This is a genomic window from Streptomyces sp. NPDC002851 (assembly GCF_053591935.1).
Genome location: NZ_JBSFUT010000003.1, coordinates 62,643 through 83,714, shown reverse-complemented (window position 1 = coordinate 83,714; position 21,072 = coordinate 62,643). Strand labels below are relative to the sequence as shown.

The 21,072-nt window shown below is 71.9% G+C and carries 18 protein-coding genes and 1 riboswitch; of the genes, 13 read left to right on the top strand and 5 right to left on the bottom strand.

The genetic code is table 11. The annotated features are described in order from the left end of the window. Positions 1 to 34: 34 nt before the first annotated feature. The gene (locus ACWD10_RS03885; protein ID WP_451086668.1) at positions 35 to 724 is read right to left on the bottom strand and encodes an ABC transporter ATP-binding protein; all 690 of its coding nucleotides are present in this window, start codon (positions 722 to 724) and stop codon (positions 35 to 37) included. Then, positions 721 to 1,800: an ABC transporter permease gene (locus tag ACWD10_RS03880; RefSeq protein WP_451086666.1), complete on the bottom strand. Its 1,080-nt coding sequence runs from the start codon at positions 1,798 to 1,800 to the stop codon at positions 721 to 723. Before ACWD10_RS03880 ends, ACWD10_RS03885 begins: the two co-directional genes overlap by 4 nt. Positions 1,801 to 2,108: 308 nt before the next feature. Between ACWD10_RS03880 and ACWD10_RS03875 the strand changes: the two genes are divergently transcribed. Beyond that, entirely contained in the window at positions 2,109 to 3,353 is a 1,245-nt protein-coding gene (locus ACWD10_RS03875; RefSeq protein WP_451086664.1) for an ATP-binding protein, read from the top strand. Continuing rightward, entirely contained in the window at positions 3,350 to 4,051 is a 702-nt protein-coding gene (locus ACWD10_RS03870) for a response regulator (protein WP_451086662.1), read from the top strand. Before ACWD10_RS03875 ends, ACWD10_RS03870 begins: the two co-directional genes overlap by 4 nt. A gap of 92 nt (positions 4,052 to 4,143) precedes the next feature. Here ACWD10_RS03870 and ACWD10_RS03865 read toward each other — a convergent pair whose 3' ends face one another. Further along, positions 4,144 to 4,644 carry a universal stress protein gene (locus tag ACWD10_RS03865; RefSeq protein WP_451086660.1) on the bottom strand — a complete coding sequence of 167 codons (501 nt, stop codon included), beginning with the start codon at positions 4,642 to 4,644 and terminating at the stop codon, positions 4,144 to 4,146. Positions 4,645 to 4,977: 333 nt separating this feature from the next. On the opposite strand from ACWD10_RS03865, the gene yczR reads away from it, so the two are divergent. Further along, the gene (gene yczR, locus ACWD10_RS03860) at positions 4,978 to 6,447 is read left to right on the top strand and encodes a MocR-like transcription factor YczR (protein WP_451086657.1); all 1,470 of its coding nucleotides are present in this window, start codon (positions 4,978 to 4,980) and stop codon (positions 6,445 to 6,447) included. Between the two features lie 64 nt (positions 6,448 to 6,511). On the opposite strand, the gene ACWD10_RS03855 is transcribed toward yczR, so the two are convergent. Further along, a complete protein-coding gene (locus tag ACWD10_RS03855) occupies positions 6,512 to 6,784 on the bottom strand; it encodes a DUF5955 family protein (RefSeq protein ID WP_451086655.1) in 273 nt (90 codons plus the stop codon). Positions 6,785 to 7,063: 279 nt separating this feature from the next. Here ACWD10_RS03855 and ACWD10_RS03850 point away from each other — a divergent pair, with 279 nt between their 5' ends. From ACWD10_RS03850 to ACWD10_RS03810, 9 genes are all read left to right on the top strand, one after another. Next, on the top strand, positions 7,064 to 7,696 hold the full coding sequence (locus ACWD10_RS03850) for a nucleotidyltransferase family protein (RefSeq protein ID WP_451086653.1): 633 nt from the start codon (positions 7,064 to 7,066) through the stop codon (positions 7,694 to 7,696). Positions 7,697 to 7,958: 262 nt separating this feature from the next. Further along, positions 7,959 to 9,587, top strand: coding sequence for a malate synthase A (aceB, locus tag ACWD10_RS03845; protein WP_451086651.1), 1,629 nt, complete (start codon positions 7,959 to 7,961; stop codon positions 9,585 to 9,587). Positions 9,588 to 9,859: 272 nt separating this feature from the next. After that, entirely contained in the window at positions 9,860 to 11,020 is a 1,161-nt protein-coding gene (locus tag ACWD10_RS03840; protein ID WP_451086649.1) for a S8 family peptidase, read from the top strand. 103 nt (positions 11,021 to 11,123) lie between these two features. Then, complete coding sequence (locus ACWD10_RS03835; RefSeq protein WP_451086647.1) at positions 11,124 to 12,383, top strand: FAD-dependent monooxygenase; 1,260 nt, start codon at positions 11,124 to 11,126, stop codon at positions 12,381 to 12,383. Between the two features lie 400 nt (positions 12,384 to 12,783). Continuing rightward, positions 12,784 to 13,965, top strand: a complete 1,182-nt coding sequence (gene rho / locus ACWD10_RS03830) for a transcription termination factor Rho (RefSeq protein WP_451086645.1) — start codon at positions 12,784 to 12,786, stop codon at positions 13,963 to 13,965. Positions 13,966 to 14,181: 216 nt separating this feature from the next. Further along, positions 14,182 to 14,922, top strand: a complete 741-nt coding sequence (locus ACWD10_RS03825) for a hypothetical protein (RefSeq protein ID WP_451086643.1) — start codon at positions 14,182 to 14,184, stop codon at positions 14,920 to 14,922. Between the two features lie 117 nt (positions 14,923 to 15,039). Then, entirely contained in the window at positions 15,040 to 15,462 is a 423-nt protein-coding gene (locus ACWD10_RS03820) for an acyl-CoA thioesterase (RefSeq protein WP_451086641.1), read from the top strand. Between the two features lie 165 nt (positions 15,463 to 15,627). Continuing rightward, a riboswitch (ZMP/ZTP riboswitch) is annotated at positions 15,628 to 15,738 on the top strand. Between the two features lie 108 nt (positions 15,739 to 15,846). After that, complete coding sequence (locus ACWD10_RS03815; protein ID WP_451087195.1) at positions 15,847 to 16,689, top strand: bifunctional 5,10-methylenetetrahydrofolate dehydrogenase/5,10-methenyltetrahydrofolate cyclohydrolase; 843 nt, start codon at positions 15,847 to 15,849, stop codon at positions 16,687 to 16,689. Positions 16,690 to 16,944: 255 nt separating this feature from the next. Then, the gene (locus ACWD10_RS03810; RefSeq protein ID WP_451086639.1) at positions 16,945 to 17,565 is read left to right on the top strand and encodes a TetR/AcrR family transcriptional regulator; all 621 of its coding nucleotides are present in this window, start codon (positions 16,945 to 16,947) and stop codon (positions 17,563 to 17,565) included. 38 nt (positions 17,566 to 17,603) lie between these two features. Here the strand turns inward: ACWD10_RS03810 and ACWD10_RS03805 are convergent, their stop codons facing one another. Further along, positions 17,604 to 18,941 (bottom strand): FAD-dependent oxidoreductase, encoded by a 1,338-nt coding sequence (locus ACWD10_RS03805; RefSeq protein WP_451086637.1) that lies wholly within the window; start codon positions 18,939 to 18,941, stop codon positions 17,604 to 17,606. A gap of 322 nt (positions 18,942 to 19,263) precedes the next feature. Between ACWD10_RS03805 and ACWD10_RS03800 the strand changes: the two genes are divergently transcribed. Next, positions 19,264 to 20,922, top strand: coding sequence for a glycine/sarcosine N-methyltransferase (locus ACWD10_RS03800; protein ID WP_451086635.1), 1,659 nt, complete (start codon positions 19,264 to 19,266; stop codon positions 20,920 to 20,922). Positions 20,923 to 21,072: the final 150 nt, after the last annotated feature.

Genomic DNA, 21,072 nt, shown 5'->3' with positions numbered 1-21,072 from the left:
TCCTGAGGGCCCGCACGCCCCGCCGATCCGGCCGCTATACCGCGGCTAGGGCGTTCAACCGGCCGTCGGCCATGGCAAGCACCTCGTCCGCCTCGGAGAGGTGCGCGCGGTCGTGCGTGACAAGCACCGTCGCCGTGCCGCGCTCCCTGGTGAGCCGGACGAGCAGGTCGAGGACGGCCGCGCCGCGCTCGTGGTCCAGGGCGCTGGTCGGCTCGTCGACGAGCAGCACGGCCGGATCGTTCATCAAAGCCCGGGCGATATTGACGCGCTGCCGCTGACCGCCGGAGAGCTGGTGCGGCCGCCGGTCCGCCTTGTCGGTGAGGCCCACCGCGTCGAGCAGTTCACGGGCGCGGCCGCGCACCTGTCCGGGCCTGCGGCCGTCCAAGTGGGCCATCACCTCGAGCTGTTCGGCACAGGTCAGGGACGGCAGCAGATTGGGCTGCTGGAAGACGATGCCGATCCGTGCCCGGCGCAGCACCGCCTTCTCGGCCGGGCTCAGTCCGCCCGTCTCCGTACCGGCGACGACGACCCGGCCGCCGTCCGGGGTCACCAGGGTCGCCGCGACCGCGAGCAGGCTGGACTTGCCGGATCCGGACGGGCCGACGATCGCGGTCATGCTGCCCCCGGGCACGTCGAGGCCGACGCGGTCCAGGGCGGTGAGCCGACCGTCGCCGTCCGGGTAGGTGAGGGTGACGGAGTCGAGGACGAGGTGCGAGGCGGTCAACGGGCACTCCCGAGCGCGGTGAGGGGGTCGACGGCGGTGATACGGCGGATGGAGAGCGCCGCGCCGAGGGCCCCGAGGACGATCATGACGAGGGCGGGGACGAGGACGGTCGGCAGGTCGAGGACGAAGGGCACGTCGCCGCCGCTGATGAGCACGCCGATCCCGGCGGCAAGCCCGGTCCCGGCCGCGGTACCGGCGGTCATCATCACGACGGCCTGCCCGAGCGCGTCCTTCAGGAGGTACGGCGTCGCGGCGCCCAGGGCCTTGAGCACGGCGATGTCGGCGCTGCGCTGAATCGTCCACACCGTGAAGAACGCCCCTATGACGAGCGCCGAGATGACGAAGAGGAATCCCCGCATCAGCTGGAGCGAGCCGTTCTCGGCCTGGTAGGAGCCGATCGCGGTGAGCGCGTCGTCGAGGGACTTCGTCGTCGTACCGGCCGCCCGGTCCGCGGCGGTACGGTCCTTCGGCTGCCCCTTGAGGGCGATGACGGTGGCCTGCTCTTCTGTAGTGGCGCCGTTCTGCCCGATCCGCTGCCAGTCGTCGAGCGTGGTCCACACGACGGGCGTATGGCTGAACGAAGCGGTGCCCGCGACGGCCGCGACGCGCAGCTCCACAGCGCCCACGCGCGCGGTGTCGCCCACGCCCGCGCCGAGCTCCTCGGCGGCCTTCTCGGAGAGCACCGCCCGGCCGGGGCCGAGCGTGCCGCCGGGCGCGAGGCCCGCGCCCGGTTCGACGCCGAACGCCGAGACGGCGGCGGTACGTTCACCCGCGGCGGCGTTGAGCGTACGGATGCCGACCGGCCGGGCCCCGTCGACCCCGGGCTGTCGCTCCCAGGCGCGCCACTGCCGCTCGGTCACGGTCGAGTGCGTGAAGGAGACGGACCGGCCCTGCGGCGGCGCCGCGAAGGCGAGGGCATCCGCGGGGAGCCCGGTGATCGCCGAGGTGTTCTCGCGGGCGAGCCCGGCCGTGAGGCCGGAGAGCAGCCCGACGAGCAGGGTGATCAGCACCACCACCGCACCCATGAGGGCAAACCGCCCCTTGGCGAACCTGAGATCTCTCCACGCGACGAACATGCCCTCCACCTTGCTGGCAGCGGGGGCCTCCGGGCATCGCGCCACGGGTGGGATGTGCGGCATCGAAAGGCGCACGGCCTGATCAAACTTTCGGTTGATCCGCCCTGGCACAGACGACGGACGAACCGGACCGAACCCGCGGTGTATCGGTGTGCGGCTGCGGCGCATCGGTGTATCGGTGTATCGGTGTGCGGCCGGATCGGCCTCGTACTGGGCGTACGTGGGTGATGCGGCCGTGCGGCGAGGTGCCGTGGCAGGCGTCGCGGGCCCGCGAAGATCAGGGAGACGGGCCCTAGGCTGGTGGGGCCATGGACAACCGTTCGCATTCCGCCGTGCTGCGCGCCCTGCGCTGCTGTCTGCATCTGCTGATGGCCGCGCTGCTCGTGCTGCCCGTCCTGCGCGCGGTGACGGAGGCCCGGCCGGGGGCGGCCGCGGTGGTGGCCGTCTGCGGCGCGCTCGGTCTGGTCTACGCCGCGGGCCTCGTGCTTTTGGCGGCACGCCGCCCGCGGGCGCTGTCCGTCGGCTGGCTCGGGCTGCTCTGCGCGCTGTGGGTGGCGCTGCTGGCCCTGACGCCGGACGCGCTCTGGGTCGCTTTCCCGCTGTTCTTCCTGCAGTTGCACCTGCTTCCGCTGCGCTGGGCGCTGCCCGCGGTGGCGGTGACGACGGGCGCGGCGATCGCCGGGTTCGTGGGGCACGGCGGGACGGCGTCGCCGGGCGCGGTGCTCGGCCCGCTGCTCGGGGCGGCCGTGGCGGTGGGCACCGTGCTCGGGTACCGCACGCTGTACCGGGAGAGCGAGCGGCGCCGCGAGCTGATCGAAGAGCTGCTCGCCGCCCGGGCGGAGCTCGCCGCCGCGGAACGCACGGCGGGCACCCTGGCCGAACGGGAGCGGCTCGCCCGCGAGATCCACGACACGCTCGCGCAGGGCCTGTCGAGCATCCAGCTGCTGCTGCGGGCCGCCGAGCGGGCGCTGCCCGCGGACGCGCCCGCGCTCACACATGTACGCGAGGCCCGGGTGGCGGCCGTGGACAACCTCGCCGAAGCCCGCCGCTTCGTACGCGAGTTGACCCCGCCCGACCTGGAGCACGGCTCCCTGGCGGGCGCACTGGAGCGGCTCTGCGCCTCGGTGTCGGGGCGGACCGGGGCGGCGGGGGCGGCGCGGCCGCTGCGGGTGGACTTCGAACTGAGCGGCAACCCGGTGGAACTGCCGACGCCGTACGAGGTGGCGCTACTGCGGGTCGCGCAGTCGGCGCTCGCGAACGCGGTGCGGCACGCGGGCGCGGCACGCGCGTCGATCACGCTGAGCTTCATGGACACATCGGTGGCCCTCGACGTCGTGGACGACGGCCGCGGCTTCGACCCGGCGACCGTCCCGGGCCCCGCCGCGGCCAGTACGGATGTCGGTACGGACGGCGGCTTCGGACTGCCCGCGATGCGCTCCCGCGCACAGGATCTCGGCGGCACCCTGAGCGTGGAGTCCGCCCCCGGGCAGGGCACGGCACTGGCCATCACGCTCCCTCTTCCGCTCCCCGAACGGCAGGACAGCACGCGATGACGACCCCAGGCATCCCCGAAACCCTCGGCACCCGCGGCCGAGCCAGCACCCCTGGTGAGCCGATTCGCCTGCTGCTCGCCGACGATCACCCCGTGGTGCGTGCCGGGCTTCGGGCGGTGCTGGACACCGAGCCGGGCTTCCGGGTCGTCGCCGAGACGGCCGATGCCGCGGAGGCCGTCCGCCTCGCGGCTACCGAGGCGGTCGACGTGGTCCTGATGGACCTTCAGTTCGGGGCCGGACAGATGCACGGTGCGGAGGCGACCGCGGCGATCACCCGGCAGACCGCGGCCCGCGACGGCGGTCCCCGCGTGCTCGTCCTGACCACCTACGACACGGACGCCGACATCCTCGCCGCCGTGGAGGCGGGCGCCGCCGGTTATCTCCTCAAGGACGCGCCACCCGAGGAGCTGGCCGCGGCCGTACGCACCGCCGCGGCGGGCCGGTCCGCGCTCGCCCCCGCCATCGCGCACCGTCTGATGGACCGGATGCGCGCCCCCGCCGAAGCGCTCAGCCGCCGCGAGCTGGAAGTGCTGCACCTGGTCGCGGACGGCCTGTCGAACCTTCAGATCAGCAAGCGGCTGTTCCTCAGCCAGGCCACCGTGAAGTCCCATCTCGTGCATGTCTTCGCCAAGTTGGGGGTCGAGTCACGCACGGCGGCAGTGGCGGCGGCACGCGCGCGGGGCATGCTGCGGCACTGATCCCCCGTCGCCGCAGCACACCCCGCTCCCCCGTGCCCCCGTATCCCCCGTGTCCCCCGCCGGAAGCCTCACGCGTCAGGATCAGAGCACCGTCAGGAGCAGCGCGCGAAATCCTCCGCGTTCAGCCTCCGCAGCCTGCGCCGCAGCCCCTTGGGGAACGCCGGGGCCGGGACGGTCAGGACCGCGGCCGCGGCACGGCGCAGCACGCGCCGCTGCACCCGGCCGCCTCGGCCGCGCCGCCCGGCGCCGATGACGAGCAGGTCCTCCGGCTGGTCCGCGGCGCGCAGGAGCGCCCGGTCCGGCCGGGACCGCAGCACCTCGCGCTCCACCTCCACGCCCGGCGGCATACCCCCGAAGGCGGCGTCGAAGGCGCGGTCGAGGCGGCCGGTGGCCTGCTCCCGCCAGTAAGTGGCCCAGATGCGGTCGGGGTTGCGCAGATAGAGCACCTCGCCCTCGGGCGGCTCCCAGGCGTGCACCGCGACCAGGGGCCGCCCGCTGCTCCGTGCCTCTGCCGCCGCCGTACGCAGCGCCGCGAGGCCGGCCGGTGAGTCGCTCACTCCGACGACGACCCGCCCGCCGTGTCCGCTCCCCATCGGTCCCCGCTCCATCTGTGGTCCCTTCCTCTCCGTCTCGAACATCCCGTACGCCACCCAGGGCGCACCCGCCCCCACGACCGGCCAAACCGGCGCAATCAGTTAGACCGGTTAAACCGGTTAAACCGCCGACTGGACCGCCCGGTTAAACCGGTTAAACCGGTTAGACCGGTTAGACCGGTTAGACCGGTTAGACCGGTTAGACCGGTTCGACCGGTTCGACCGGTTCGACCGGCTGAGTCGACGTAGCCCGACCCTCGGCCACATCCACCAGCGGTCCCGATCCTGTACGGTCATTGGCCTGGAGAGCAGGGCCAATCGAGGGAAGTTGGCATGGCAGAGATCCACACGGTCCATTCCGTGGACAGGACGCTGGGGAGCCGCACGCTCGCCGGGCTGCTCACCGCCACGGCCGGGGAGCGCCCCGGCTACCGGGCCCTGGCGCAGGCGGTGTGCACGCTGCTCCTGGACGGCCGAGTCGCCCTGCACACCCGCCTTCCGGCCGAGCGGGAGCTGGCGTCGGCACTCGGCATCAGCCGGGCCACGGTCACGGCGGCGTACGACCTGCTGCGCGAGGGCGGCTATGCGCACAGCCGGCGCGGCTCCGGCACCTGGACGGCGCTGCCGGAGGGCAGCCTCCCGACCAATGTGGCCGCCTTCACGTCCGGTGACGGGGTCATCGACCTCGCCCTGGCCGCCCCGTACGCGCCGGGCCCCGAGCTGGCCGAGGCGCTCGCCGAGGCGGGCGAGCAGCTGCCCCGGCACGCGGCGAGCGCGGGCTACCACCCCTATGGGCTGCCGGAGTTGCGGGCGGCGGTGGCACAGCGGTTCACCGAGCGGGGTCTGCCGACGCTGCCGGAGCAGATCCTGATCACGTCGGGCGCGCAGCAGGCATTGGCGCTCGCGCTCGGCCTGCTGTGCCGTCCGGGCGAGCGGGTCCTGGTGGAGAACCCCACGTACGCCGTCGCGCTCGACGCCATCCGGCACGCGGGCCTGCGCACCACGCCGGTGCCGGTGACCGAGACGGGCTGGGACAGCGACGTGGCCGAGTCGGCGCTGCGTCAGGCCGCGCCCCGAGTCGCGTATCTGGTACCGGACTTCCACAATCCGACGGGCAATCTGATGCCGGACGAGCAGCGGCTCCGCCTCCTGGCAGCGACCCGCCGCACCGGGACGTGGCTGCTGATCGACGAGACCCTCACCGATATCGCCCTCGACGTCCCGGCGCCCGCGCCGTTCGCCTCGCTCGCCCCGCACGGCGGCGCCGAACAGCTGGTCACCGTGGGCTCGTTGAGCAAGATGCACTGGGGCGGGGTGCGCATCGGCTGGGTACGGGCCAGCTCGCAGCTGATCACGGAGCTGACCACGCGGCGGGTCCCGACCGACATGGCGTCGTCGGTGCTCGACCAGCTCGTCGCGATCGGCCTCCTGAAGCGGACCGCGTCCGTGCTCGCCGAGCGGCTGCCCCAGCTGCGCGCCCAGCGGGACGCGCTTGCGGCGGCCCTGGCCGACCATCTGCCGGACTGGCGCTGGCAGTTGCCGCCCGGCGGGCTCTCGCTCTGGGTCGACCTGGGTCGCCCGGTGGCGGCGGCGCTCGCGGAGACGGCCCTTGACCATGGCGTACGCATCGAGGGCGGGGCCCGCTTCGGGGCGGACCCGGGCACGTTCGAGCACCGGCTCCGGATCCCGTACTCGCTGCCCGCGGAGCTGTGCACGGAGGCGGTGCAGCGCCTCGCGGCGGCCTTCGAGGGCGACCTCAGAGCACCGGGCCGCGACCGGAACCGTCCCAACTGGGTTGCCTAGGCGGACGTTTCGCGCGACGGAGCGTGACGGACGCGCACCGGAGGCACCGGGCGACGCCGACCCGCTAGGGACGCGTACCGAAAGCGTCCGCCGCCCGCCGCAGTTCGCCAAGAGCCGGGGCCAGGGCGCTCATGGAGCCGAGCGCACCCACGATCAGGAGCAGGGAGCGACGCAGCCGGGGTACGTCGGGGCCGTGCCCGGCGGGTGCCGCGGCGAGCGCGGCCAGTGCGGCCAGTTCCTCCTCCGCGATGACCCGGTCGGGGAACTCGGCCGGATGTCCGGCCAGTTCGCGCCGCAGCCGGGCCACGGCGGCGCGCAGCTCCCCCACTCTCGACACGCCGTCGCCGCCTCCGCCGCCGGCCTCCGGCCGTAGTTGATCCGTACTTCGCAACACTGCTCTCCCCCTCGCACCTCGTTGTGCGATGTCCTGGTGCCGGTCCGGCGGATGGTTCCGTTCCCCCGTATACGCGTCCGCGCGGCCCCCTCCGTGCGTTGGCCAGTCGCCCGGGGCACCGGGTCAGTAAACGCCAGAGCGTACGGTTTGCGCCACTCGCCGGACAGAACTCGGTTCGTTACGGCACATGCCCCTACGGGAGGAGCGAGGTAAGCAGGGCACATGACGGAGATGACGAAGGCGGAAACGGAAGAAGGCGGCCCGGTGGCCGGGTTGCTGCTCGCCGCCGGTGGCGGGCGCAGGCTGGGCGGACGGCCGAAGGCGCTGCTGCCGTACCGGGGGCGACCGCTGGTGGAGCACGCGGTGCGGGTGCTGCGCGAGGGGGGCTGCGCCACGGTGCATGTGGTCCTGGGCGCGGCCGCGGAGACCGTACGCGCGCGGGCGCGGCTCGAGGGCTGTGTGGTGGTCGAGAACCCGGACTGGGAGACCGGAATGGGCAGCTCGCTGCGGGTGGGGCTCGACTCGCTCGCGGGGACGGGAGCGCGGGCCGCGCTCGTATCGCTGGTGGATCAGCCGGGGATCGGGGCGGCGGCGGTGCGGCGGGTCCGGCTCGCGGGCACCTCGTCGTCGAGCCTGGTCACGGCGGTGTACGAGGGGAAGCGGGGGCATCCCGTCCTGTTCGGGGCACAGCGGTGGGCGGATATCGCGGCGACGGCCACGGGCGACCGTGGCGCACGGGGGTATCTGGAGGCGCACGCGGCCGAGATCACGCCGGTCGAGTGCGCGGATGTGGCCGAGGCGTACGACATTGATACGGAAGCCGATCTTTTCCGGCTCGAACCGCCCGCAGGGTGAACCTTGTGTGACTGCCATGGCACTGAGAGCCATGGTCTGTTGAGCCAGAGAATCTCGACGTCAACAGACGATTGAAGTTCCACTATGAGGAAACTACTATCCACTGGTCAGAAGCGCCCCGTGCTCGCGGTGGCGCCAGGGAGCGTTTGCCCGCCCGTGGCACTCAGTGCCGCTGGCAGTGGTCCATGCGTCGCCCGGCACCGCCCTCGGACGAGGCCCTTCGGGCCGCCCATAGTTCATCCGCTGAAGGAAGTGACAGCTCATGTCCGCACCAGCGCCGTCCCCGCTGGCCATCGTCGACGCCGAGCCCCTGCCCCGGCAGGAAGAGGTCCTCACGGATGCGGCCCTCGCCTTTGTGGCCGAGCTGCACCGCCTGTTCACGCCCCGGCGTGACGAGCTCCTCGCCCGCCGCGCCGAGCGCCGCGCCGAGATCGCCCGCACTTCAACCCTTGACTTCCTGCCCGAAACCGCCGCCATCCGCGCGGACGACTCGTGGAAGGTCGCCCCGGCCCCCGCCGCCCTGAACGACCGCCGCGTGGAGATCACCGGTCCCACCGACCGCAAGATGACCATCAACGCCCTCAACTCGGGCGCCAAGGTCTGGCTCGCCGACTTCGAGGACGCCTCCGCCCCGACCTGGGAGAACGTCGTCCTCGGTCAGCTCAACATGATCGACGCCTACGAGCGGAAGATCGACTTCACCGACCCGAAGTCCGGCAAGTCGTACGCCCTCAAGGCCGCCGACGAGCTCGCCACCGTCGTGATGCGCCCGCGCGGCTGGCACCTGGAAGAGCGCCACCTGACGTTCGACGGCCGCCCCGTGCCGGGCGCCCTGGTCGACTTCGGGCTCTACTTCTTCCACAACGCCAAGCGCCTGATCGAGCTCGGCAAGGGCCCGTACTTCTACCTGCCGAAGACCGAGTCGTACCTCGAGGCCCGCCTCTGGAACGACATCTTCGTCTTCGCCCAGGACTACATCGGCATCCCGCAGGGCACCGTGCGCGCCACCGTCCTGATCGAGACGATCACGGCCGCGTACGAGATGGAGGAGATCCTCTACGAGCTCCGCGACCACGCCTCCGGCCTGAACGCGGGCCGCTGGGACTACCTGTTCTCCATCGTCAAGAACTTCCGTGACGGCGGCGCCAAGTTCGTCCTGCCGGACCGCAACGCGGTGACCATGACCGCGCCCTTCATGCGGGCGTACACCGAACTCCTCGTCCGCACCTGCCACAAGCGCGGCGCGCACGCCATCGGCGGCATGGCGGCGTTCATCCCGTCGCGCCGGGACGCCGAGGTCAACAAGGTCGCCTTCGAGAAGGTCAAGAACGACAAGGACCGCGAGGCCGGCGACGGCTTCGACGGCTCCTGGGTCGCCCACCCCGACCTGGTGCCGATCGCCATGGAGTCGTTCGACAAGGTCCTCGGCGAGAAGCCGAACCAGAAAGACCGGCTCCGCGAGGACGTCGACGTCAAGGCGGCCGACCTGATCGCCATCGACTCGCTCGACGCCAAGCCCACCTTCGACGGCCTGCGCAACGCCGTCCAGGTCGGCACCCGCTACATCGAGGCGTGGCTGCGCGGCCTCGGCGCCGTCGCGATCTTCAACCTCATGGAGGACGCCGCCACCGCCGAGATCTCGCGCTCGCAGATCTGGCAGTGGATCAACGCCGGTGTCGTCTTCGAGAACGGCCAGACGTGCACCGCCGACCTGGCCCGCCAGGTCGCCGCGGAGGAACTCGCCAAGATCCGCGAGGAGATCGGCGAGGAGGCCTTCCGGACCGGCAACTGGCAGCAGGCCCACGACCTGCTGCTCCAGGTGTCGCTCGACGCCGACTACGCGGACTTCCTGACCCTGCCCGCGTACGAGCAGCTGATCGCCAAGCACTGACGCCGGAGGCCGCCTGACGCGGCCGACGCAGTATCCCGCCACCGCCACCGCCCCGTGGTGCCTTTACGGCGCCGCGGGGCGGTGGCGTGTCCGGGAGCGGTGGCGTTGGCGTTGGCGTTGGCCTGGCCAACGGCAGTGGTGGGCCCAACGGTCATGGCGCGTAGGGCTCTTGTGCGGTAACGGCACGCCCTGAAGACTCACGCTGCGCGACGCCCCACCGGGCGCCCGCGTAACTCCCCACCGGCGCACCACCGCAGAGGAGGACCCCTCGCATGGTTCGGATGCGTACGTCCCTCGTGGCCGCCGCGGCCGCGGCGGCGGCAGCACTCGTCGCTCTCGGTGCTCCCCCCGCGCAGCCCGCGGCGGAGCCCGAGTCGACGTACATCGTCACGCTCGCGGACGGCGCCGACTCCCGCTCGCAGAAGGCCAGATCACTGGTGTCGGCGGCCGGAGCGCGGATCGAGCACACCTACGGAACCGCTTTAACCGGTTACGCCGTGACGGCCACGCGACACGAGGCGTCCCGTCTCGCCACCGACCCGGCCGTACGTTCCGTCGTCCCCGACTCCCCGGTACACGCGCTCGCCGAACAGACCGACCCCACCTGGAACCTGGACCGCATCGACCAGGAACACCTCCCTCTGGACGGCGTGTACCGGTATCCCGACTCGGCGGGCGAGGGCGTGACGGCGTACGTCATCGACACCGGAGTCCGCGTCGGGCACCGGGAGTTCGGCGGCCGCGCCGCGAACGGCACCGATGTCGTCGACGGCGACACCACCGCGCAGGACGGCAACGGGCACGGCACGCATATCGCGGGCATCATCGCGGGGCAGCGGTTCGGGGTCGCCAAGAAGGCGCACGTGGTGGCCGTCCGGGTCCTGGGCGACAGCGGCGGCGGCACGACCTCCGACGTGATCGCGGGCATCGACTGGGTCACCCGCGACGCCTCCGGCCACCCCGCCGTGGCCAACCTGAGCCTGGGCGGCCGCGCCAACGCCGCCCTGGATGAGGCCGTACGGAACTCCATCGCGGCGGGCGTCACGTACTCCGTTCCGGCGGGCAACTCCGCCACCGACGCCGGTCAGTTCTCGCCCGCGCGGGTCTCCGAGGCCCTGACGTCGAGCGCCACGGACGACGGCGACACGCGCGTGTCCTCGGCCAACTACGGTTCCGTCCTCGATCTGTTCGCACCCGGCCGCAAGATCCTCTCCTCCTGGAACAGCGCCGACGACGCGACCGCCACCTTGTCCGGTACATCCATGGCGGCCGCCCACGTGACCGGCGCAGCGGCCCTCCGGCTCGGTGAATCGCCCGGCGACACCCCGAGGCAGGTCGCCGAGGCCCTGCGGAGCGGCGCGAGCCACGGCGTGGTCACGGACCCCGGACCGGGCTCACCGAACGCGCTCCTGCGGGTCCCCAGCGCGCCCTAGAGCGCTTCGACACAGGCAGAAACCGCCGGAAGACAATCCCTGAGGACCCCTAGGACCCCAGGCTCCCGAGAACCCCGAGAACCCCGAGGAGCGGACACTCAGCATGCTCTCCGACGAGGCGCCGGACGGCGCTCTCCCGCACAGCAGCGTCGCCGTCGTCGGCGGCAGCATCGCCGGGTGCGCGACCGCGCTGGCCGCGCACCGCGCAGGCGCCGGGCACGTCACCGTATACGAACGGGCCACGGGCCACCTGGCCGAACGCGGCGTCGGCATCGCGGTGCACAACTCCCGCTACACAGAACTGGAATCGGCGGGCTACCTCGACGCGGCCACGCCCTGGATCCAACTCACCCGCCGCCGCTGGTACGTACGCGACGACACGTGCCCCGACCCCCTCGGGCGGCGCATCGGCGAGCTGCCGTTCCCCTTCCGGACGTACAACTGGGGGCCGCTCTGGCACGAGTTACGCCGCCGGGTCCCGGAGACCGTCGAATTCCGCGCGGGCACGGCGGTCGACGGCGTCGAGGACTCCCCCGGGGCCGGGCCCGCGGGCGCGGCCGTACACACACCATCCGGAACCGACCGCCACGACCTGGTCATCGGCGCCGACGGCTACCGCTCCGTCGTCCGCGAGCCCCTCTGCCCCGGGGTGCGCCCCCGATACGCGGGCTATCTGGCCTGGCGCGGCGCCTACCCAGCCCGCCAACTCCCGGACGCGGACCTGTGGTCCACCGAAACCTGCGCCTACGTCGTGTTCCCCGGCGGCCACGTCATCGTCTACCGCATCCCCGGAGCCGAGCGCGACAAGGACGGCGGCCCGCGCATCAACTGGGTCCTCTATACCGCTCCCCCACCCGGCATCGACCTCCCCACCGACACCCCCACCAGCCTCCCGCCCGGCACCCTGCACGCCCATCTCGCCTATGTCGCCAAGAAGTTGCTCCCGCCCTTCTGGAGCACCCTGGTACGGCACACCGCACCCGAAGACCTCTTCGTACAGCCGATGTACGACTTCACCGCACCCCGCTACGCCTCCGGCCGCCTCCTCCTGACCGGCGACGCCGCCACGGTCGCCCGACCGCACACGGGCGGCGGCGCCGTCAAGGCCCTCCAAGACGCGACGGTCCTGGAGCGCGCCCTCACCAGCAGCCCGCGCTGGGGCGCGGCCCTCCGCGCGTACGGCACCGAACGCGCCACCGCCGGACGCACGATGGTCGACCTGGGCCACCGCCTGGGCGCCGCCCTGGTGACCCGCACACCGGACTGGTCGGCCCTTGACCAGGCGGGGCTCGAGCGCTGGTGGCAACGGGCGGACGGGGCGGGGGCGTTCGGGGGCGCGGAGCTGCGGCAACGACGGGGCTGAGCTCTGTCCGGCGCCCGGGTCCTGGGCGGCCCCGGACTTTGGGCCCTGGACCCGGGCCGCGGACATCGTGTTACTCTGCCAATAGCACGCATGCACGGGTACCTGCCTCCGTGGCACCTCCCTCCGTGCTCGTGCGAGCGCCCCATCATCCGGCCGTCCGGCCTCACCGGCGCTGAATCTTCTCTCTCGTTTCCGCTCTGCCCTCAAAGGCGCGCGCCTGCTCTCCTTTGCTACTGCGCCGCTTTTCTCCCAGCACTCCGTGTGCTTCTCGATACCGGGCCCTTGCCCGGTGTCTCTCCGGCCACCCGCCGCCGCGCGTGAACTCGCCGCGCCTCAGGGCTGGTTGTGCCGCTTCCCCCCTGCTCCGGCATGCCCGTACGCATCCGAAAGGACCCTCACCATGACCACCACACTCGAACGACCCACCCATTCCGATGAACCGGCGCCTTCGGTCGCGTACGCCGGTGTTCTCGAGCTCACGCCGAAAGGCGGCGGGCTGCTGCGCGACCCCGGATCGCTCCTTCCCACCGCGTCGGACGTGCAGGTTCCGACCGGGCTCGTGCGGCAATACCGGCTGCGTAAGGGGGACTTCGTCGAGGGTGGCGAGGCCGGCGGCAGAACACAGCCGCGTGTGCTCGGAGATGTCGAGCGCGTGAATGGGCGGCCCGTCGAGGAACTGCGGGGGCGTCGCAAGTTCGGGGAGCTGACGCCGCTGCACCCTCGGGAGCGGCTGCGGCTCGAGCACGCGTCGGCCGGGGCGGCCACCCGGCTCCTCGACCTGTTCGCGCCGGTCGGCAAGGGGCAGCGTGGGTTGCTCGTCGCGCCGCCCAAGGCCGGGAAGACCGTGCTGCTACAGCGGATCGCCGCTGCCGTGGCCGCGCATCACCCCGAGTGCCACCTCATGGTCCTGCTGCTCGACGAACGGCCCGAGGAAGTCACCGACATGCGGCGCTCGGTGCGCGGCGAGGTGCTCGCCTCGACCTTCGACCGGCCCGCCAAGGAGCACATCACGCTCGCCGAGCTCGCGGTCGAGCGCGCCAAGCGGCTCGTGGAGCAGGGGCAGGACGTGGTGCTGCTGCTCGACTCGCTGACCCGCCTGTGCCGGGCGCACAACAACGCCGCGGCCAGCGGCGGCCGTACGCTCTCCGGCGGCGTCGACGCCGGTGCCCTGATCGGTCCGAAGCGGCTTTTCGGGGCCGCGCGGCTCGCCGAGGAGGGCGGATCGCTGACCATTCTGGCGACCGCTCTGGTCGACACCGGGTCGCGGGCCGACGAGTACTTCTTCGAGGAGCTCAAGAGCACCGGGAACATGGAGCTGCGGCTCGACCGTTCGCTCGCCGACCGGCGGGTCTTCCCCGCGATCGACATCGCCCGGTCCGGCACACGCCGCTCGGAACTGCTGGTTCCAGAGGGCGAGTTGCGTGCGGTGCACGGGTTGCGGCGTGCCCTCGACGCCCGGGGCGGCGGGCCTGCCGCCCTGGAGACGCTGCTCGAACGGCTCCTTCGGACCCCGGACAACGCGGCCTTTCTGCGGGACGTACGGGGGACCTTTCCGACCGACAGCGGGGATCACTCGGGCTGATCGGAGCCGCTTGCCCTCATCCGCCTGCCCTCATCCGCCTGCCCCCATCCCTTGCCCCGTCCCTTCCTCCATCCGCTGACCTGATCCGCTGGTCTGATCCGCGGGCGGGTACCCCGTGGGGCTGGTGCGGGGGCCGTGACCTGCGGTCCCCGGCCGTTGTCAGTGGTGCGCGGCAGTATGGATGTCGCGGGGGAAGACGGGTGAGGAGGTGGTCCCGTGCGGGGAGCGAGTGCCGGTCAGCGGCGCATCGTGGCGGGTGCCGAGGCTGTGACGGGGCGGCTCGTGGGGCCGGAGGGACAGTTGGCGGCCCTGGTGCGGCGAGGGCTTGCCTTCCGCCACTCACGGCCGCCGCATGACTTCTTCCTGACGCCCGCGGGGCACCGGCTGCGCGAGGAACTGCTCGCCGATACGCCTCCGCCCGCCGCCCCCGCGAGCGACGCGGCGCCGGGCGTGTTCGCCGCCCGTACCGGGAACGGCACGGATCCGGTGCCCGGACCCGGCCGGGAACGGGAGGTACACAGCGCCTGGGAGGGGCTCCTGGAGATGCGGCGCCTGACGAACCCCGCAGGCGCCACCGACCGCCCCTGCGCCTGGGAGCACGCCCACCTCGTGCCGGCCGCCGCACTCGCCCTCGAGGCGGCGGGCTGCCGCCCCGCGGGGGCGGGCGCAGGGGCAGGTCCGGGCGCAGGGGCAGGTGCGGGCCGTGGCGGGTATCGCGTCGCGGGCACGCCGCAGCCGGACGCGGTCGGGGTGCGGTGGATATCCGGCGGCGCCGGGCCCGAGGGCGGCGTCCCGGCGTCGGAACGTGCCTCGGCGCCCGGCGATGACGCGGCATCCGACACCGACATGGGGCTCGACGGCTGTGCCCTCGCCCTCGAGCGGGCCGGGTGGCAGGTCAGCAGGCATACGGAGCGCGGGGGTGCGCGGCTGCTGCTCGCGTCACCGCGCCGGGTCTGACGCATGGGCCACTCCTCGGCTCGGGCCCGCCCCCTGATCAACTCGTACTGCCATGCTGTACGCGGCCGTTGGAGACGGAAGCCGCACCATCGAAACGTTGCGAAGGAGAACCTGACCGTGACCGAACCGTTCGCCGTGCCCGTGACCGTCCGCGGCTATGAGACCGATATCCAGGGCCACCTCAATCAGGCCGTGTATCTCCAGTACGGGGAGCACGCGCGCTGGTCGATCCTTCAGGCGGCCGGGATTCAGCAGCAGAACCTGATCGGCAAGGGCGTCGGGCCCGTCGCCCTGGAGACCACCATCCGCTACCGGCGCGAGCTGCGGGCGGGCGACGAGGTGGAGGTGTCCTGCGCGTTCGAGTGGGGCGAGGGCAAGACGTTCCGGGTCGAGCAGTGGATACGCAAGGCGGACGGCACGGTCGCCGCGGAGATCTCCGGCCTGGGCGGCCTGCTCGACCTCGAGGCCCGCAAGCTGGTGGCCGCGCCGCAGGAGTACTTCCGGGCCCTGGCCACGGACCCGGCGGTGCTCGGGCTCTGAGGGGTACTCGCACGTTGCGGGGCACCCGGGCGTTCTCGGCGTTACGGGGTACCAGGCTTTCTCGGCGTTACGGGGCGCCCAATCGTTCTCGGGCGTTACGAGGCACCCAGGCGTTCTCGGGTGTTGCGGGGTACGCGCCCGTCACGGCGAGGGCTGGCCTACCCTGGAGTTGGCCGTGACTGGCGTTGAGGTGGAGCACCACCGGGGAGCGGCCCGACGGATTGCGGCGTTCTCGCGTCGGTTCCGTCGTCGCTGCCGCGCGCCTGGGCGATCCGTATCGATACGACCCAGGAGCAGCCCATGGCTCACGCCGCACACTCCACCCACTCCACCGACGCCCAGACCGCCGCCGACGCCCAGGCCACCGCCGACACCGCCCGACTGATGGACGGCGCCGCCGTCGCCCGCGGGATCGTGGAGCGCACCGCCGCCCGCGCCGCCGCCCTCACCGAACGCACCGGCACCACCCCCTGCCTGGCGACCGTGCTCGTCGGCGAGGACCCGGCGTCGGTGACGTACGTCCGGATGAAGCGGAACCGCTGCGCGAAGGCCGGGATCCTCTCCCGGCACGCGCCGCTGCCCGCCGAGACGACCACGGAGCAGCTCGTCGCCACGCTGACCGAGCTGTCCCGGGACCCCGAGGTGCACGGCATCCTGCTGCAGCACCCGGTCGGCGCGCACATCGACGAGCGGGCCGCGTTCGAGGCCATCGCGCCGGAGAAGGACGTGGACGGCGTGACCATGCGGTCCTTCGCGGCCATGGGCTTCGCGCTGCCCGGCTTCGCCTCCTGCACGCCGGGCGGCATCATGCGGCTGCTCGACGCGTACGACGTGGACCCGACCGGGAAGCGCGCGGTGGTCGTGGGCCGCAGCCCCATCCTCGGCCGGCCGGTCGGGATGATGCTGCTCGCCCGGGACGCGACGGTGACGTACTGCCACTCGCGCACGGTCGGGCTTTCCGAGATCGTGCGGGAGGCGGACATCGTCGTCGCTGCCGTGGGGAAGCCGGAGTTCATCCGGGGCGAGGACATCAAGCCGGGTGCCGTGGTGATCGACGCCGGGTCCAACCCGGGCAATGTCGGCGACGTGGAGTTCGAGGCGGCCGCGGCGCGGGCGAGCCTGATCACGCCGGTGCCCGGTGGGGTGGGGCCGATGACCATCGCCGTACTTCTTGAGCAGACGTTGGATGCGGCGGAGCGGCAGGCGGGGGCGGCTGCCTCCGTCTGAGCCTCGGGCGGGCCGACCCTGGCCCTGGCCCTGACCTTATTGGCCTTGGCTCTCGCCCTGGCCCTGGCCCTGGCCCTCGCCCTCGCCCTCGCCCTCGCCCTCGCCCTGACCCTAGCCCTGGTCCCAGGCTTGTCGGGTACGCCCCGGACCCCGGCTCCCCGTTGCCGTGCTGGTCAGGGCGCGGTGTACGGTCGGGGCCGGGCCGGGGGCGTACCGGGCCTGGCAGGAGATGGCAGGAAGAGAGGTGGGAGCACGGTGACTTCCCGCCGGGCAGGCGCCGCGGAGCCTACGTTCACGGAGCGGGCGCGCCGGGAGCAGCTCATCGAGTGCACCATCGACCTGATCTCGACGCGGGGTTACCCCGCGACCTCCCTCGCCGCCATCGCCGAGCGGGCCGGGCTGTCCAAGGCCGCGGTCCTGTACCACTTCTCGTCCAAGGACCGGCTGACGCGGGCGACTTTCGACCATGTCATCGAGCGGTTCATGGCCCATGTGCGGGAGCGGGTCGAGGCCGCGTCCGATGATCCGCTGGCCGCGGTGGTCGCGTATGTGCGCGCGATGGTCGGATATCAGCAGGAGAACCGGCGGCATGTGCGCGTGATCACCGAGATGCTTCTCGACGACGCCGGGGGTACGCGGCTGAAGGCGCCCGGAGGGCATGACACGGCGGGGCGGTGGCAAGGGCTTGCCGAGTTGCTCGCGGAGGGGCAGCGGGCGGGGCGGTTGCGGTCGTTCGATCCGGCGGTGGTGGCGTTGGCCATTGGTGGGGCGATCGATGGGGTGATCGCGCAGTGGCTTGCGCATCCTGAGCTTGATCTGGACGCTGCGGCTGAGGAGTTGGAAGCGTTTACTGTTCGGGCGATTGCGCTGCGCTGAGCCGCTGGGTCCGCCCCGGCCGCCCCCCCCCCCGCTCCTCAAACGCCGGAGGGGCTGATTTTCGCGAACCCCGGTGCCCGTTCCGGCCGTACCCCCACCCCACCCACGTACGCCGTAAGACCCCTCAGCGGCGGACAGTCCCGCAGCAAGCGGAAGGGAAGCGGCAGGGAGTCGGAGCCGAGGCTGCCCTCCAGGGCGGGGCGTAGCAGGAGTTCGTGTTCGGTCAGTTGGGAGCGTTGGGTGAGCGTCGTCGGGAAGGTGCGGCGGTTCTGGACTCGGGAGAGGGCCGACTCCGGGGCGCGGCCCCGGCGCAGTGCGGGGGCCAGGATGCGGGCCGTCGCCACCGCGTCCTGCACCGCGAGGTTCACCCCGACGCCGCCGACGGGCGACATGGTGTGGGCCGCGTCGCCGATGCACAGCAGGCCGTCGGCGTACCAGCGGGGCAGTCGGCCCATGGTCACCTCGAGGAGCTTGACGTCGGCCCAGGAGCGGATCGCGGACGTCATCCGGGCGTCCCAGCCGAAGAGTTCGGCCAGGCGGTCGCGCAGCCAGGAGACGTCATGGGCGCGAAGGGCCGCGTCCGTGCCCTTCTTGATCAGGTACGCCGCCTGGTAGTAGTCGCCGCGGTCCATGGTCACCGCCACCTGGCCCGCGCCGAACACGGCGAAGACCCGCCCCTCCTTCTCCGTGTCCAGGTCGTGCGCGGGCACCCGGACCTGCCAGACGTCCATCGGCACCTCGTAGCGGTCCTGGCGCAGCCCGGCCGCGCGGGCGACCACCGAGTCCCGGCCGTCGCAGCCGACCGTGAGGTCCGCGGCCAACTCGCCTCGGGTGCCGTCCTCGGTCTCGTACGTCACTCCGGTCACGCGGCCGTCGGACTCCGTGCGCAGGCCCGTTACCGCCGTGCCCATCCGCAGCGTGAACGTCGGTTCCTCGGCCGCGGCTTCGGCAAGGAGGTTGAGGAAGTCCCACTGCGGGACCATCGCGATGTATTTGTGCCGGATCCGGCCCGGCATGCGGCGGAAATCGGCCATGGTGACCGTCGTCGCGCCGATCCTCATCCGCATCTGTTCCAGGCGGCGCGCGGGCAGCCGCGCGAACCGCTCGCCGAGGCCGAGTTCGTCGAGCAGCCGCAGGGTCGACGGGTGGACGGTGTCGCCGCGGAAGTCGCGCAGGAAGTCGCGGTGCTTCTCCAGGACGGTGACCCGGATGCCCGCGCGGGCCAGGAGGAGGCCGAGCATCATCCCGGCCGGTCCGCCGCCGACCACACAGCAGCTCGTACGGCCGCTCACGCGGCGACCGCTGTCACCGCCGTCACCACTGTCACGGCCGTCACCGCCGTCACCGCCGTCACCAAGGCTCCTCACATCGGTCATCACGTCGCCGCCTCCCCGTCACACACCCCGCCACACCCCGCCCTGACCACTCGGTCAGCAATCTAACCGATCGGTCAGACCTCCGTCACCCCGCTCCCCCGACCCCCTCCCGGCAAGAACTTTCTTCGCAGCCGAAACCCGCTGGCCAGAGCTGCTCTGCGCATGAACGATCTGGCTGTATACGAAAGTTGAGGGAATGGATCCGCCGATCCGGGATAGCGATGCGTAGAACCCGTGCGGTCCGCGACGCCCCTGAGGCTGTGCCGTCCCGGGCCGCCGTGCCAGAGCGTGAATCCCCACAATTGAAGGGTTTCTCATCACCGTGCAATCGGCCCAACAGTTCGGAGACAACCCCGTAGAGGTGCGCGAAACCGGTCACTACACCGAGGAGTACGTCCCCAGCTTCGTGGAGAAGTGGGACGGCCTCATCGATTGGGAGAAGCGAGCAGAGAGCGAGGGCAACTTCTTCATCGACCTGTTGCGGAAGCGAGGCGTGAAGAGCGTCCTCGACGTCGCGACCGGGACCGGCTTCCACTCCGTGCGGCTGCTCGCCGCCGGGTTCGAGACCGTGAGTGCCGACGGCAGTGCCGACATGCTGTCGATGGCGTTCGCCAACGGCATGGCGCGCGGCGGCCACATCATGCGGGTGGTCCAGGCCGACTGGCGCTACCTCAACCGCGATGTCCACGGCGAGTACGACGCGATCGTCTGCCTGGGCAACTCCTTCACGCACCTGTTCTCGGAGCGTGACCGCCGTAAGGCCCTGGCCGAGTTCTACGCGATGCTCAAGCACGACGGCATCCTCGTCCTGGATCAGCGCAACTATGACGCGATCCTGGACGACGGCTACACCAGCCAGCACAAGTACTACTACTGCGGTGAGGACGTCACCGTGGAGCCGGAGTACGTCGACGAGGGGCTGTGCCGGATGCGGTACATGTTCCCGGACAACTCGGTGTACCACCTCAACATGTTCCCGCTCCGCAAGGACTACACGCGGCGCCTGATGTCCGAGGTGGGCTTCCAGCGGATCGACACGTACGGCGACTTCCAGCACACCTACCGCGGTGAGCAGCCGGACTTTTTCGTGCATGTGGCGGAGAAGGAGTACCTCACCGAGGAGGAGGCCGACGCCAAGTACAGCGGGGCGGTGAGCACCGCCCGCAGCTACTACAACTCGAACGACGCGGACACGTTCTACGCCACCGTCTGGGGCGGCGAGGACATCCACATCGGGCTCTACGAGGAGGCGCAGGAGCCCATCGCCCGCGCCAGCCGCCGCACCGTCGAGCGGATGGCGGGCAAGCTCGAACTGACCGAGAACTCCACCGTGTTGGACCTGGGCTCCGGGTTCGGCGGCTCGGCCCGGCATCTCGCCGAGACGTACGGCAGCCGGGTCCTCGCGCTCAACCTGAGCGAGGTGGAGAACCGGCGGCACCGGGAGCTGAACGCGGCCCGCGGGCTCACCGAAAAGATCGAGGTGGTGGACGGTTCCTTCGAGGACATCCCGTACCCGGACGGCCACGCCGACGTCGTCTGGTCGCAGGACGCCTTCCTGCACAGCGGGAACCGGGTCCGGGTCCTGGAGGAGGCGGCCCGGGTCCTCAAGCCCGGCGGCCACCTGATCTTCACCGATCCGATGGCGACGGACGACTGCCCCAAGGAGGTTCTGCAGCCGATCCTCGACCGGATCCACCTGGACGACATGGGTTCGCCCGGGTTCTACGCGGCCACCCTCGCACGGCTCGGCTTCACGCCGGTCGACGGCGGCTTCGAGGAGCTGCGTGAGCAGCTGGTGGCCCACTACGCGCGGGTCCTGGAGGAGACCGAGCGCCAGGAGGCCGAGGGCGGCCTCAACGGGAAGGTCAGCCACGACTATCTCATCCAGATGAAGAAGGGCCTGGGCCACTGGGTCGACGGCGGCAACGCCCGCCAACTCACCTGGGGGATCTTCCACTTCATACGGAATGCGGAGGGCTGATCGACCGCCCCATCCCCCGATCCACGCACGGCACCCCGGGAGCAGCCTTTGCCGCCCCCGGGGTGCCGTGCGTCTGCACCCGAAAACCCCCACGGTCTCAACACCCAACTCCGTCCGATGTGTTGAGCCTCGGACACCGCCATGCTAGAA

What these genes read in the sequence shown, in the direction of transcription:
- ACWD10_RS03880 (WP_451086666.1), bottom strand. Translation starts at nt 1,800, where the DNA reads ATGTTCGTCGCGTGGAGAGATCTCAGGTTCGCCAAGGGGCGGTTTGCC.
- ACWD10_RS03875 (WP_451086664.1), top strand. Translation starts at nt 2,109, where the DNA reads ATGGACAACCGTTCGCATTCCGCCGTGCTGCGCGCCCTGCGCTGCTGT.
- ACWD10_RS03870 (WP_451086662.1), top strand. Translation starts at nt 3,350, where the DNA reads ATGACGACCCCAGGCATCCCCGAAACCCTCGGCACCCGCGGCCGAGCC.
- ACWD10_RS03865 (WP_451086660.1), bottom strand. Translation starts at nt 4,644, where the DNA reads ATGGGGAGCGGACACGGCGGGCGGGTCGTCGTCGGAGTGAGCGACTCA.
- yczR (WP_451086657.1), top strand. Translation starts at nt 4,978, where the DNA reads ATGGCAGAGATCCACACGGTCCATTCCGTGGACAGGACGCTGGGGAGC.
- ACWD10_RS03850 (WP_451086653.1), top strand. Translation starts at nt 7,064, where the DNA reads ATGACGGAGATGACGAAGGCGGAAACGGAAGAAGGCGGCCCGGTGGCC.
- aceB (WP_451086651.1), top strand. Translation starts at nt 7,959, where the DNA reads ATGTCCGCACCAGCGCCGTCCCCGCTGGCCATCGTCGACGCCGAGCCC.
- ACWD10_RS03840 (WP_451086649.1), top strand. Translation starts at nt 9,860, where the DNA reads ATGGTTCGGATGCGTACGTCCCTCGTGGCCGCCGCGGCCGCGGCGGCG.
- ACWD10_RS03835 (WP_451086647.1), top strand. Translation starts at nt 11,124, where the DNA reads ATGCTCTCCGACGAGGCGCCGGACGGCGCTCTCCCGCACAGCAGCGTC.
- rho (WP_451086645.1), top strand. Translation starts at nt 12,784, where the DNA reads ATGACCACCACACTCGAACGACCCACCCATTCCGATGAACCGGCGCCT.
- ACWD10_RS03815 (WP_451087195.1), top strand. Translation starts at nt 15,847, where the DNA reads ATGGACGGCGCCGCCGTCGCCCGCGGGATCGTGGAGCGCACCGCCGCC.
- ACWD10_RS03805 (WP_451086637.1), bottom strand. Translation starts at nt 18,941, where the DNA reads ATGACCGATGTGAGGAGCCTTGGTGACGGCGGTGACGGCGGTGACGGC.